Raw genomic sequence first — 11771 nt, 5'->3', positions numbered from 1 at the left:
GAACAGGGGGGTGGAACAGGGTGGTAGGGGGGTGGAATGTGAGGTGGAACATCAATCTTCCGCCTCTGACCCCGCGCCGAAATCCTCTGCCGATACAATGAGACGCTGCCTCTGTTTCGATGGCGGACCCTCCCAAACAACTTTGACGATGCCCTCCGCCAGAAGCCGTTGCATGGCCGCCTCAAACTGCCTCTTGGTGACACCTTCCACGTCCGGACGGGCCGCCAGTACGGCTGGCGCATAGTTGACGCCGCGGGTTGAAGCGACGCGCTGGCCGGTTCGATTTACTGCGGAAAGCAAACTGCGGAAGGCTTCGTCGTGGCGCCTGTTCAGCAGGCTGCTAGTTGCGGTTGGCTTGCCGTCGTCCAGTACGAAGACGCCCTCTTGCCATCGCATCCGTATCTCGCTGCCGACCCTGCCATAATTAGTCTTCTTCGTGGTCAGTACGCGAGCGTCAGGGTCAACGTCGTCCCTCCCTTCCGGTCTGGTCAGATAGAGCCGGGAACGCACCGAGTTGTTCCAAGCCGTTGAGCCTGATGAGCCTGTGCCTGACTGCATACCGGCAACAGATGGATGGGCTAGGAGTATGATTGCGCAGTCACTTTCCATGGCCACCTTCCGAAGCATGGCGATGAACTGACGAACTTGAGCGCGCTTTATTTCGTCGCCGCCAAAAAGGTCGGCTGCCGTGTCGAGGACGACAAGGCCTGGCTTGAGATCCTTAATCGTCACAACGACGCGCTTCCAAAGCGCGGTCGGTTCCATGACACCAAGACGATTTGGAACGCATAAAAGGGCATCGCGATCGGCCAGCGGGAGCAGGCGGAAACGAAAGAGATCATCAAAGCCCGCGCCATGGTGGGTCAGGATATCAGCGAGCCGCCGCTGGAACTCATCGGCGCCGTCTTCCGCGCCCAGATAAAGGACGGGCCTGGCCAGCGGCTCGAGACCTAACGTATCAACCGAGAGGGCGCTCGCCGCGGCGATCTGTAGGGCAAGGAGCGATTTCCCGACGCCGCCGTCACCGTTCAAAATTGTGACCTGGCGCATCGGGATCATGTCACCGACAAACCACTCGCGCGCAGGGACCGGCTTGCCGTACCAGTCTGCCGGATTGATCAGAAAGATTTCTTGGTTGTCGTTCGCAGCCTTGGGTGGCTCTTTCTTGGGCTCCTCTTTTGGAGGTGTCGCCTGGCGCACCTTAAGCGGCTCGTCATCAATGATGGCGTCTGTAATGAGGTGGTGAGCGGCGGGACAGTCACCGCCACCGATCTGGCGAACATCCGGCGTGCCGCCCCGCCATAACGTTACAAATGAGACGTCGTCGGTTCCATCGCCCAAGAATCGCGCGAAGCTGTCTGTGAGGATTCCAAGACGCGGAACGTCTTCAGGCTCGATCTCAGACCAGTGGCCAGCGAATTTAGCAATGGTATCGCGAGTGACGTTGTCCCAATCGGGCTTGCCGTCCGCGAGGGGCACCAGAATGATGTCGCCGTGGAGCAATTCAGCATAGTCAGCAAGGCTGTCCAGCGCGTGTTCTCGCTCGTCTACAGCGACATGATCCACAGTCGGTTCGACGCCCTCGCCGAAACCGTCAGGCAGTTCGAATGCCTTCATTTCAAGATGCGTCATTGGCTGCTGCCCCTAAGGCAGCTACCGCGGCCTCTGTGATTTGTTGGGCAAGCACCGGATGAAACGAGGCAGCGTGCCGGCCGATAGCATGCGGAGCAAAGGCGCGAATGCGACCGTCTGCCGTCCTCTTAAGGTTCAGGCTGAAAAGGCGTAGATGTTCGCTTATCTCAATATCAAAACGCGCTATTGCGCCCGACCCCTGCAGGCGCCGGATGTTCAGAATTTTCAAGTTGGTGTTCCTGTTCAACAGGGTGGCTGCCCGTAGGCAGTAAAAACCGCGCCCCAGCGGTCGACGCTAGGGTTTCGCTTGCCGGATGGCCGCGACGCGGGGTGGGGAGTTTCAGTCGTCTTCTGTCACGACGCACGATGCGACGAACTCGGCCATCTCTTTGACCTTGTCTTGTGACTCAATGCGAATGGCGCCCTGTATGACGAGGAGCGCGGCAGCACCGTCGAGGGTGAAGCCAACGGCAACCAACTGGCTGATTGCGTCCTCTATGATTTCGCGGGTCTTGTCCGTCTTGTACTCGCCGACGTTGGTCATCCGGCGGCCCTCTCGTTGATGCGTGCGTCAATCCAAGCTTCGACTTCGGTTCGGATCCATGCCACTCGCCTCTCGCCTAACGCTACAGCGGTCGGGAACTTTCCCGCCGCTCTCAGCCGGTTTATCATAGTGCGGCTCAAGCTCGTCTGCTTGGCAGCCTCTTTCATACTAATCAGTCTCGGGGTGTTGTCGTTCGCGTGCATGACATCTCCTCGCCGCATGGCGGCGGTTCAAGAACCAATATGATTGATGAAGGGACGCCACATCGTGGCGGCAGGAGGGGTTTTTTAGAAAGGTGCTCCGCGCAACAAGCGGCAGCGGGGTCAGGCAGGTTTTCGACGCACCAAAGACCGTAAATTCCTTATAGGCGTTTTCGCCTATGTTGTCAACACCCACCAAAACGACTTATGCGTCAAGTGCATTTTTCAGATGCGGCGTTTTGCCGCAATACTCGGCCCATTCATTCATCAACGCCCGTCGCTTCTCCAATGCGTCGCTACGCCGATACGCGGCCTCGACGGCATCAAGCGTGTGCGCCAATGCGGACTCCGCAACGTCTCGCGGGTGGCTGGTCATATCGCCTGCCCAATCCCGGAAAGTAGACCGCATCCCATGCACTGTGCACGCCACGCCATCTGGTGCTGCAAGGCGGAGCGCCTTCATTAGTGCCGTGTCGGAAACTGACTTGTCGTCCTTTTGACCAGCAAATATGAAATCGCCAAACCGCCGTTCCTTCATCTCAACGAGAATTGTCAACGCTCTATCAGAAAGTGGGACACGATGCTCAACTCCCGCCTTCATGTGGTCGGCGGGGCGAGTCCAAACTTTGGCGTCGAAGTCGACTTCATGCCAGGTGGCTTCTCTCGCTTCGCCGGTTCTGGCCGCGGTAAGCGAGATGAATTCCACAGCGCGCGCCGCCGTACCCTTAGAAGCCCGTAGCCTCGCCATCATTGCAGGCGCATCAACATAGGGCAAAGATGCGTGATGCCCCCTAGACAGTTTCTGGCGGGCAGGCATGACCTTTTCAAGTCTACCCTTCCAGACGGCAGGATTGGGCGTCGTGCGCCACTCATGGGCAATGGCATAGTCGATGACGGCTTGTATTCTACTCCGTAGCCGATCTGCGGTTTCGGGTCTCGCTGTCCAATGCTCCTCAAGGCAAGCCTTGACGTCGCCAAGGCTGATATCAGCAACGGCCATTTTGTGCAGCGGCTCGGCGTAGGTGCGAAGAGTCATGCTCCACTGGGCTTGGTGCTTGGCATTGGCCAGTTCTTTTCCCTTCTCCCGGAGCACGTCTTCCATGCACTCGTGAAAGGTCTTGGCCTTCGGCGCCGCGACGCGGGCGGCCTTTGGATCTATACCCTCAGCAATCTGTTGTCGTATCGCCTCGGCCTTTGTGCGGGCCAGCGCAAGGCTGACTGGAGCCGTTCCGCGATTGTAGCCGCCAAGCCAAATTTCTAGACGTTTCCCACCGCGCTTGCTGATAAAAAGCCAACTCTTAGCGCCAACCTTTTCATTCTGTTTGGGCGCTAGAACACGAAGGAAGAGGCCGTCACCGTCACTGTGCACGCCTACTGTTGTAAGCGCCCTCGCCTTCGTGTCGGTCAACTTATTTTTCGCCATCAACCTAACCCACAACATAACTTTCTATGTGTCAGTATGCGCAATATGGGCGCGCGGCAAGGCCGATATCCATGCTTTGCAAGGGTTCCGGCAGAACCGGTTGTCACTATGTGCCGTAGGTTCGGCGGAGAGGCGGACGCTCTCTCCGCCAGTTTGCACCTAGGTGTGATCAAGATAGGCGCGCCCAGGCAATATGATCTGGCGCAGGCTGCCGACGCTCATCGCGATCTCGAGGCCAGGAGGACAACCGGGGCGCTTGTGCTTGGTGCAATCTCGAACACGACCGACGTCCCGTAGTCAATTGCATCGCCAAATCAAAACGGGGTGGTCGATCGTCTCGCCCTAGATCACCGCTTCCTCGAGGAACGGCTCGTTGCGCTCTATGCGCTCGTAACAGAATGGCGACAGATCGAGCGTCTGGAAAGCCCCGTGAACGATAAGTTCTGAAACTCCCCGGCCCACGGCTGGCGACTGTTGCAGCCCGTGCCCCGAGAAGCCGTTGGCAAACATGAAATTGGTCACCTGCGGGTGGAAGCCGACGATGCCGTTGTGGTCGAGCATGTTGTACTCGTAGTGGCCGGTCCAACTGGTCTGGACCTTGAGTGCGTCGAAAGACGGAATGCGGTGCCAGAGTGCCGGCCAGATGTGGTCGTCGAACTCTTCATGATGCATTTCAAAGTCGTCGTAGCCGGCCGGTCCGTCGCCCTGCGGCGTGTTGCCGGTGAGAAAAAGCTCGCCTTCGGGACGCACGAATGTTCCGGAAAGGTCGATGACATTGGGCATCCGGCCGGGGATCGGGTTGGCGCTGGCGAAGACGAAGCTGTAGCGCTTGTAGGGCGCGACCGGGATCGACAGGCCGGCCATGGCTGCCACCTGCTGCGCGCGCGGGCCCGCGGCGTTGACCAATGTTCCGCAACGAACCGTCTGTCCGGTCGCGAGGCGCACCGAGATGACCCGTCCATCGGCAATATCCAGCCCTGTCGCTGCATTGTCGATATACTCGACGCCGCTGGCGCGGGCGGCGCGGCGGAAACCGTTCATCAGCCCCACGGAATCGAACCAGCCCTCTTCCCTAGCCCCCCAGGAACCGCCACCGAGATCCTCCACATTGAGCCAGGGGAAGCGATCCTTCAGCGGGCCCGGCTCGAGGAACACTGTGTGGGCCCCAAAACTGCGCTGCAGATCGACGCGCTCGCGGGCCGCTTCGACGCCGTCGGGTGAACAGCAGTAAAGATATCCATGCTCCTTGAAGCCGAGGTCGGGCGCCGGTTCGTCCTTGTAGAAAGGTGCCATACGCTCCTGAAATCCGCGGATGATCTCGATGCCGAACTGGCTGATCTTCACATTGATCGGATTGGAATATTGCTGCCGGATCGCGCTGGTGGACAGCGCCGTCGATGAAAACTCGTAACTGCTATCGCGCTCGACCACGAGGATCGAGGCACCGCTGCCCAGCGCCTGGCTCAGCCAGTAGGCCGTGGACGAGCCGACAACCGCTCCGCCGACGATGACGATGTCGTAGGCGTTGCGCGATGGCGCTTTGTAAGGCGGGATCCCCATGGCTCCGACTCCAAGCTACTGGTTGAACAAAGCGATCAGGGCATCCGAGCCCCGCGCAAGAAGGCCAAGGTCCGAACCGACGGCAACCATGGTGAAGCCTTCGGCAAGGTAGCGGTCGGCATCGGCCTTCGCCGGCGCCAGGATGCCGCTTGCCTTGCCTGCCGCCGTCGCGGCCTTGCGCACGGACGAGATTGCCTCCTGGACATGTGCCGCGCCGGGATTGCCCATCGCGCCCATATTGGTGGAAAGATCGCCGGGACCGACGAAGAGAACGTCGACGCCGTCGACCGCCGCGATCTCGGCGGCATTCGCCACGCCCAATTGATCCTCGATCTGCACGGCGAGAAGTTGCTGCTCACGCGCCTTGGCGTGGTAGCCGGCGATGCGGCCGAAGGCGTTGGCGCGGTGACCGACCGAGAAGCCGCGAAATCCGCCGGGCGCATAGGTCATGGCCGCGACGATGGCGCGGGCCTGATCGGCGGTTCGTACATTGGGGATCATCAGGCTGCGTGCGCCGATATCCAGCGCCTGCTTGATCAGATTGGGATCGTCGGAGGGCAGCCTGACGACAGCCTCGCTGTCGAAGCCGCCCATCACCTGAAGCTGCGCCATGATGCTGCGCAGATGGTTGGGGCTGTGCTCGCCGTCGATCAGAACCCAATCGGCTCCAGAGCCGGCGACGATCTCCGTGGTGAGCGCCGAAGCCAGCGAGCACCAGATGCCGATGTGAGCCCGGCCAGCCGCGGTGGCGGCTTTCAGCGTGTTGAGGCGTTCTTGCATCTTGCGATCGTCTCCAATCATCTGGTTGAAATTTGTATGATGTCCTATATCATATGGCTACAAAACGCTGCAAGATGCGATGTACGGACTTTCGAATGGGAGCTGGAGAATGAGGATCGGGTTCATCGGGCTTGGCGTCATGGGAGCACCGATGGCGCGTCACCTGGCCGATGCCGGGCATGAGATCGTCACCGTTCTCAATCGCTCCCCTCTGCCGCAGGGCCTGACCGCATCGGTGGTCGCGTCCGCCGCCGAAGTGGCACGGGAGTCCGAGATCGTCGTCACCATGCTGCCCGACACGCCTGACGTCGAACGCGTCCTGTTGGGCGAGGACGGCGTCCTGGAAGGACTGTCAGCCGGCAAGCTGGTCATCGACATGAGCTCGATCAGCCCCATCGCCACGGCGGCGTTCGCGGCGAAACTGCGAGAGAAGGGAGCCGGCTACCTCGACGCCCCGGTCTCGGGCGGCGAGGTCGGCGCCAAGGCGGCAAGCCTCACCATCATGGTCGGCGGCCCGGCCGCCGAGTTCGAGCGGGCGCTGCCGATCTTTGAGACACTCGGCAAGAACGTCACTTTGATCGGCGAGCAGAATGGCGCCGGGCAGACCTGCAAGATCGCCAACCAGATCATCGTTGCGCTCAACATCGAGGCCGTGGCCGAAGCGCTTGTCTTCGCCAGCAAGGCCGGGTGCGACCCGGCGAAGGTTCGCGGCGCCCTGATGGGTGGCTTCGCCGCTTCCCGCGTCCTGGAAGTGCATGGCCAGCGCATGATCGACCGGACCTTCGCCCCAGGCTTTCGCATCAAGCTCCACCAGAAGGATCTCAACCTGGCCCTTGACAGTGCCCGCGCCCTTGGCGTGGCGCTGCCGAACACCGCCATGGCGCAGCAACTGATGAATGCCTGTTCGGCCCATCCAGGTGGCGCCGAGGCCGATCACTCGTCTCTCGTCCGGGCGCTGGAGATCCTCGGCGGCCACGAACTGTCAAAAGAAAAGGAGTAAAAACCGATGCGCGGAACCGGCAAGGCCGAGATCTTCGTGATGCTGGCCCATCCCGTGGCCCATGCCAAGAGTCCCGGCATATTCAACGAGATCTTCGAGCAGAAGGGCCTCGACAGCCTCATGGTGCCCTTGAGCTGCCGCCCGGAGGATTTCGAGACCTTCTGGGCCGGCATCACGGCAGCCGAGAATATCAGGGGCGTGATCATCTCGGTGCCGTACAAGGTTGCGGTCTACCACAAATGCTCCGCCGCGCATGACCGCGCCGCGCGGGTGGAAAGCGCCAACTCGGTGCGACGGCTGCCGGATGGCAGCTGGTATGCCGACAATTTCGACGGCGTCGGCTTCATCGATGCGCTCAAGGCGAACGGACATCAGATCGCCGGCCGCCGCATTCTTCAAGTCGGTGCCGGTGGCGCCGGTGCCTCGCTCGCCTATTGTCTCGCGGAAGCCGGCGCCGACGAAATCCGCCTTACCGACATCGATACGGCGCGCGCCGGGAAACTGGCGGCGCTGGTTGGCCGCGCGTTCCCGAAATGCCGCATCCAGGTCGGAGAGGCCGAGCCTTCCGGCATGCATATAGCGATCAACGCCACGCCTGTCGGCATGCATGCCGGCGATCCGCTGCCGCTTGACGTCAGCCGGCTGACCCCGGATATGACGGTCGTGGACATCATCATGGAGCCTGCGGAAACCGCTCTGCTGCGGGCGGCCAAGGGGATCGGCTGCCGCGTTCAACCGGGACGCCCGATGATGGATTTCCAGGTCCGGGCGATGTCCGAATTCTTCGACATCGAAGGCAAGGACCGCGGCCATGGCTGAGACACCGACTGCCGTCGTCATCGGCGGCACCTCCGGCATCGGACGCGCTATCGCGCAGCGCTTCGCAGAAGACGGTTATCATGTGGTCGTCTCCGGCCGGGATGCGACGAGGGGCAATGAGGCGGCCGGCTCCTGTCAGGCGACGGGCGCGCCGCGTGCGCTGTTTGTCCAGACAGATGTCGCAGATAGCGGCTCAGTCGAGGCTCTGGCACGGATTGTCAGCGACGGGTTCGGCACGCCTCACGTCGTCGTCAACTGCGCCGGCATCTTGCAGAGCGGCAAGTACGTCCTTGATCAGGATCTGGACGAGGACGAGAAGATGTGGCGGGTGAATTATCGCGGCACGCTGTTGGGGTGCCAGGTGTTTGGCCGGCTGATGTCGGCCGCCCGGCGAGGCGCGATCCTGAATGTCGGCTCGCTCGCCTCTTTCGCGCCGCTGTCGCTGCCGGCCTACACGCCGGGAAAGCATGCGGTCCTGGCCCTGACCCAGATCCTCGCCGCCGAACTCGGCCCGCATGGCGTTCGCGTCAATGCGGTCGCCCCTGGCTATACACTTTCCGATGGTTTGAAGACCAAGATCGCCAGGGGCGAACGCAACCCCGAAGCCATACAGGCCACCACGGCACTGCGACGCTTCGTCGAGCCGCGCGATGTCGCCGAGGCGGCATTGTTCCTCTGCTCGGAGCGCGCTGCTTCGATTACCGGCGTCACCTTGCCGGTCGACGCCGGCTGGCTGGTTCAGGCGCCTTACGCACAATATCTGCAGGGAAATCCCATCCGGCAAACGCCGGCTATCTGACAAGGATAATCCAGTGATCAATATCCCGCCAGTGAGCGACATCCAGCGCTTCGACTTCGATACCCGCATCCACCATGGCGTCATCCATAACGGCACGCTCTACCTCACCGGCCAGGTCGCGAGGCCCGGCCAGTCCGCGGCCGACCAGATGCGCGAGGTGCTCGGCAAGATCGATGCGCTGCTTGGCAAGGCGGGCACGGACAAGACCCGCATCCTTCATGTGCAGATGTGGCTGGACGACATCAGGGATTTCGACGAGGTCAATGCGGTGTGGGACGCCTGGATGCCCGGGGAGCACGCACCGGCGCGCTCATCGGGCGAAGGACGGATGGCGAAGCCCGGAATGCTGGTCGAGCTGATCGTCACCGCGGCGGTTTGAATGGTCCTGCCGGTTCGGGCATCATCCCGAATCTGGCGAGAGGGAGACTGATGACGAAGCGCAAGCCGCTTTCCACCGTCGTGGCGGAGAGCCTGTCCGAGAAGATCCGTTCCGGACAGCTGCTGCCCGGCGCGCAATTGCCGACTGAGGCGGAGCTTTGCGCCGAGTACGATGTCAGCCGCACCGTGGTGCGGGAAGCTGTGGCGCGACTGCGTTCCGAAGGCCTGGTGGTGCCGCAGCAGGGGCGCGGCATGTTCGTCAGCGAGACGCCGGCGCCGCGCAACTTCTCGATACCGGACGAAGCGCTCAGGACCTTGCCGGAAACCATTGCGCTGCTCGAGCTGAGGTTGAGCGTCGAGGTGGAGTCGGCAGGATTGTGCGCGGAACGGCGCACCGATGCGGAAGCCAGCGCGATCCGCACCTTGATGGAACAGGTCGACGCCCAGCAGGCCGATCCCGCCGTCGTCCAGATCCACTACGACTATGATTTCCACCTGGCGATCGCCAAGGCGGCACGAAATGAATTCATCCACGGTTTCCTAAGCTATCTCGGGCCGATGATCGTGCCGCGCTTCCAGCTCGGCTATCTGGTCACGCCCGAACTCAAGGACAGCTACTACGCGCGCATACACAGCGAACATAAGACAATCGTCGACGCCATCGAAAGGCAGGATGGCCGCGCCGCCCGCCAGGCCATGCGCAAGCACCTGCACAACAGTCTCGGGCGGGTGCGCGCCCTGGCCCGAGCCTCTGGCGTGGAGGCAATCGAAGCCGAGCAGAAGGCGGCGGCGGCCTCACTTTTCACCGACATGAAAAGGCCTGCCTCGACAGGCGGATGAGGCCTCGCGAATTCGATCGCATCGGCGCGCCTGGGCTGAAAATTAGACATCCGTTGCGAAAGCCGTGTTTTTTGTTCCGTCACCGGCTGCGCGGGTTTCCCAAGGGCTGAAGGCGCCAGCTTGCCAGCGTTTCCCTGGGTTTTCGGCTGCTGCGGTTATCCGAACACCCCAAGGGATTTTGGAGGCATCCGAAATTTTCGAAAGTTTATCTTTCCTTTTTGCTGGTTTTCTTGGTTTCGCGGCATCGGCCCGGGCCGCAAACTGAAAACGGACAATCAGGAAAGCCCACGTGACGACAGCCTTCATCACCGGTGCGACGAGCGGCATAGGGCGGGCCATAGCGATCGCGCTGAGCGACGCCGGCTACGACGTCTATGCGGTCGGGCGCAGCCAGGCCGCGCTCAAGGAGCTGCAGGCACAGCGGCCCGGCATCGTGCCGATTGCCGTCGACGTCACCGACCGCGAGGCCCTGGAAGCCGCCCTGGCGGATCTCACCATCGACGTGCTGATCAACAATGCCGGGGTCATGCCGCCGCTCGGCAACTTCGCCGATATGAAGATCGCTGACATCGACACCACGCTCGAGGTGAACCTCAGCGCGGCAATCCTGCTCACGCGCCTCGTCGTCCCGCAAATGCGCGAGCGGCAGTCCGGGCATGTATTGTTCACCGGCTCCACGGCGGGCCACGCGGCATACTCCAACATTGCCGTCTATTCAGCGACCAAGGCGGCGATATCAGGCTTTGCAGCAGCGCTGCGCGCCGACCTCTCCCCATCGGGCGTACGCGTCACCGAGATCGTTGCCGGCCGTGTCGAGACGCAGCTCTACCAGGACATCCTCGACGCCAACGCGCGCGCAGCCATGTACGCCAGCAAAGTGGTGCAGCCGGATGACGTGGCCAGGATGGTCGTCGCTGTGCTTGGGCTCCCCGCGTGGGCCGACGTTACCCGTTTCGACATCATGCCGACTTGGCCAACCTCGCCAAGCGGTACCAAGTAAGGAAAACTGGGATGAAAGATCTTTCCGTTCTGATCGTTGGCGGTGGTGCCGGCCTCGGTGCCCTCTTAGCCGAGATGGCTGTCGAGGCCGGAGCGGCAAAGATCGGCATCATCGACATCAACCAGGAAGCCGCCGAGTCCGCGCTGGCGACCGCGAAGGCCAGGGGACTGCCTACCGCAACCGCCCTTTGCGACATCCAGGTAGGCCCACAGTGCCACGCCGCATTCGAGGCGATCGTTTCGAAACTCGGGCGCGTCGACACGCTGATCAATTGTGCCGCGATCTACCCTCGCCGCCCGCTCCTCGAAATCACCGACGCCGACTGGGATGCCTCCAACGGCATCAACATCAAGGGCACCTATCATATGATGGTGGCGGCGGTTCGCCACATGCAATCGCAGGAGCCGAAGAGCCACGTCCGCGGGCGGATCGTGAACCTGACCTCGGTCGACGCCTTCAAGGCGCATCCGCAGAACGCTCACTATGCGGCGACCAAGGCCGCCGTCGTCAGCCTTACCCGATCCTTTGCCCATCACGTGGCGAAGGACGGCATTCTGGTGAATTCGGTGGCGCCGGCCGGCATGGCGACGGAGAAGGCAAAAGCGCTCGGCTTCCTGGAGGAACTGGCCAAGGCGAGCCCGCTCGGCCGCGGTGCCGAGCCAAAGGAAATTGCCGAGTGGGTGCTGATGACGGGCAGCCCCAAGAACACTTACATGACCGGTGAAAACGTAATTGTTTCAGGTGGTTACATATACGCCTAAGCCTCTTTCGCCGCGGGCGACTGAACTCTGGGAGT

16 protein-coding genes are annotated in these 11771 nt (G+C 61.8%); 8 read left to right on the top strand and 8 right to left on the bottom strand.

What is annotated here, in order from left to right; translation table 11 throughout:
• Window positions 1-51: 51 nt before the first annotated feature.
• The 5 genes from AC0L2U_RS07750 to AC0L2U_RS07730 form a co-directional block, all read right to left on the bottom strand.
• Window positions 52-1632, bottom strand: a complete 1581-nt coding sequence (locus AC0L2U_RS07750) for an AAA family ATPase (protein ID WP_473601696.1) — start codon at window positions 1630-1632, stop codon at window positions 52-54.
• Entirely contained in the window at window positions 1619-1861 is a 243-nt protein-coding gene (locus tag AC0L2U_RS07745) for a hypothetical protein (protein ID WP_473601695.1), read from the bottom strand. The genes AC0L2U_RS07750 and AC0L2U_RS07745 overlap by 14 nt, the downstream gene beginning before the upstream one ends.
• A 111-nt stretch (window positions 1862-1972) precedes the next feature.
• Window positions 1973-2176 (bottom strand): hypothetical protein, encoded by a 204-nt coding sequence (locus tag AC0L2U_RS07740; protein ID WP_473601694.1) that lies wholly within the window; start codon window positions 2174-2176, stop codon window positions 1973-1975.
• The gene (locus AC0L2U_RS07735) at window positions 2173-2343 is read right to left on the bottom strand and encodes a helix-turn-helix transcriptional regulator (RefSeq protein ID WP_473601702.1); all 171 of its coding nucleotides are present in this window, start codon (window positions 2341-2343) and stop codon (window positions 2173-2175) included. Before AC0L2U_RS07735 ends, AC0L2U_RS07740 begins: the two co-directional genes overlap by 4 nt.
• 238 nt (window positions 2344-2581) lie before the next feature.
• Window positions 2582-3799 carry a tyrosine-type recombinase/integrase gene (locus tag AC0L2U_RS07730; protein WP_473601693.1) on the bottom strand — a complete coding sequence of 406 codons (1218 nt, stop codon included), beginning with the start codon at window positions 3797-3799 and terminating at the stop codon, window positions 2582-2584.
• Between the two features lie 36 nt (window positions 3800-3835).
• Here AC0L2U_RS07730 and AC0L2U_RS07725 point away from each other — a divergent pair, with 36 nt between their 5' ends.
• Window positions 3836-4096 (top strand): zinc-binding dehydrogenase, encoded by a 261-nt coding sequence (locus AC0L2U_RS07725; protein ID WP_473601692.1) that lies wholly within the window; start codon window positions 3836-3838, stop codon window positions 4094-4096.
• A 45-nt stretch (window positions 4097-4141) separates the two neighbouring features.
• On the opposite strand, the gene AC0L2U_RS07720 is transcribed toward AC0L2U_RS07725, so the two are convergent.
• Complete coding sequence (locus AC0L2U_RS07720; protein ID WP_127395400.1) at window positions 4142-5359, bottom strand: NAD(P)/FAD-dependent oxidoreductase; 1218 nt, start codon at window positions 5357-5359, stop codon at window positions 4142-4144.
• A 15-nt stretch (window positions 5360-5374) separates the two neighbouring features.
• Entirely contained in the window at window positions 5375-6139 is a 765-nt protein-coding gene (locus AC0L2U_RS07715) for an HpcH/HpaI aldolase family protein (protein WP_127395399.1), read from the bottom strand.
• A gap of 109 nt (window positions 6140-6248) precedes the next feature.
• Between AC0L2U_RS07715 and AC0L2U_RS07710 the strand changes: the two genes are divergently transcribed.
• Genes AC0L2U_RS07710 through AC0L2U_RS07690 form a run of 5 tightly spaced genes read left to right on the top strand, consistent with a single transcriptional unit; the run spans window position 6249 to window position 9975 of the window.
• Entirely contained in the window at window positions 6249-7139 is an 891-nt protein-coding gene (locus tag AC0L2U_RS07710) for a 2-hydroxy-3-oxopropionate reductase (RefSeq protein WP_473601691.1), read from the top strand.
• Window positions 7140-7145: 6 nt separating this feature from the next.
• Window positions 7146-7958 (top strand): shikimate dehydrogenase family protein, encoded by an 813-nt coding sequence (locus AC0L2U_RS07705; protein ID WP_473601689.1) that lies wholly within the window; start codon window positions 7146-7148, stop codon window positions 7956-7958.
• Entirely contained in the window at window positions 7951-8757 is an 807-nt protein-coding gene (locus AC0L2U_RS07700) for an SDR family NAD(P)-dependent oxidoreductase (RefSeq protein ID WP_473601688.1), read from the top strand. The genes AC0L2U_RS07705 and AC0L2U_RS07700 overlap by 8 nt, the downstream gene beginning before the upstream one ends.
• Window positions 8758-8788: 31 nt before the next feature.
• Complete coding sequence (locus AC0L2U_RS07695) at window positions 8789-9136, top strand: RidA family protein (protein WP_023810158.1); 348 nt, start codon at window positions 8789-8791, stop codon at window positions 9134-9136.
• 50 nt (window positions 9137-9186) lie between these two features.
• The gene (locus AC0L2U_RS07690; RefSeq protein ID WP_164749433.1) at window positions 9187-9975 is read left to right on the top strand and encodes a FadR/GntR family transcriptional regulator; all 789 of its coding nucleotides are present in this window, start codon (window positions 9187-9189) and stop codon (window positions 9973-9975) included.
• 42 nt (window positions 9976-10017) lie between these two features.
• Here the strand turns inward: AC0L2U_RS07690 and AC0L2U_RS07685 are convergent, their stop codons facing one another.
• Window positions 10018-10281, bottom strand: coding sequence for a hypothetical protein (locus AC0L2U_RS07685; RefSeq protein ID WP_292139170.1), 264 nt, complete (start codon window positions 10279-10281; stop codon window positions 10018-10020).
• Here AC0L2U_RS07685 and AC0L2U_RS07680 point away from each other — a divergent pair.
• Both AC0L2U_RS07680 and AC0L2U_RS07675 read left to right on the top strand, forming a co-directional pair.
• On the top strand, window positions 10265-10975 hold the full coding sequence (locus tag AC0L2U_RS07680) for an SDR family oxidoreductase (protein ID WP_127321703.1): 711 nt from the start codon (window positions 10265-10267) through the stop codon (window positions 10973-10975). The genes AC0L2U_RS07685 and AC0L2U_RS07680 overlap by 17 nt on opposite strands.
• 11 nt (window positions 10976-10986) lie before the next feature.
• Window positions 10987-11736, top strand: a complete 750-nt coding sequence (locus AC0L2U_RS07675; protein WP_127321702.1) for an SDR family NAD(P)-dependent oxidoreductase — start codon at window positions 10987-10989, stop codon at window positions 11734-11736.
• Window positions 11737-11771: the final 35 nt, after the last annotated feature.

This window comes from Mesorhizobium sp. WSM4808 (genome assembly GCF_055811675.1).
This window is presented reverse-complemented; position numbering and strand designations above follow the sequence as displayed.

Excerpts from the sequence above, each read along its gene's own strand:
- AC0L2U_RS07710 (WP_473601691.1), top strand. The coding sequence starts at position 6,249 with ATGAGGATCGGGTTCATCGGGCTTGGCGTCATGGGAGCACCGATGGCG.
- AC0L2U_RS07740 (WP_473601694.1), bottom strand. The coding sequence starts at position 2,176 with ATGACCAACGTCGGCGAGTACAAGACGGACAAGACCCGCGAAATCATA.
- AC0L2U_RS07715 (WP_127395399.1), bottom strand. The coding sequence starts at position 6,139 with ATGCAAGAACGCCTCAACACGCTGAAAGCCGCCACCGCGGCTGGCCGG.
- AC0L2U_RS07725 (WP_473601692.1), top strand. The coding sequence starts at position 3,836 with ATGCGCAATATGGGCGCGCGGCAAGGCCGATATCCATGCTTTGCAAGG.
- AC0L2U_RS07720 (WP_127395400.1), bottom strand. The coding sequence starts at position 5,359 with ATGGGGATCCCGCCTTACAAAGCGCCATCGCGCAACGCCTACGACATC.
- AC0L2U_RS07730 (WP_473601693.1), bottom strand. The coding sequence starts at position 3,799 with ATGGCGAAAAATAAGTTGACCGACACGAAGGCGAGGGCGCTTACAACA.
- AC0L2U_RS07685 (WP_292139170.1), bottom strand. The coding sequence starts at position 10,281 with ATGAAGGCTGTCGTCACGTGGGCTTTCCTGATTGTCCGTTTTCAGTTT.
- AC0L2U_RS07735 (WP_473601702.1), bottom strand. The coding sequence starts at position 2,343 with ATGAAAGAGGCTGCCAAGCAGACGAGCTTGAGCCGCACTATGATAAAC.
- AC0L2U_RS07705 (WP_473601689.1), top strand. The coding sequence starts at position 7,146 with ATGCGCGGAACCGGCAAGGCCGAGATCTTCGTGATGCTGGCCCATCCC.
- AC0L2U_RS07750 (WP_473601696.1), bottom strand. The coding sequence starts at position 1,632 with ATGACGCATCTTGAAATGAAGGCATTCGAACTGCCTGACGGTTTCGGC.
- AC0L2U_RS07690 (WP_164749433.1), top strand. The coding sequence starts at position 9,187 with ATGACGAAGCGCAAGCCGCTTTCCACCGTCGTGGCGGAGAGCCTGTCC.
- AC0L2U_RS07675 (WP_127321702.1), top strand. The coding sequence starts at position 10,987 with ATGAAAGATCTTTCCGTTCTGATCGTTGGCGGTGGTGCCGGCCTCGGT.
- AC0L2U_RS07700 (WP_473601688.1), top strand. The coding sequence starts at position 7,951 with ATGGCTGAGACACCGACTGCCGTCGTCATCGGCGGCACCTCCGGCATC.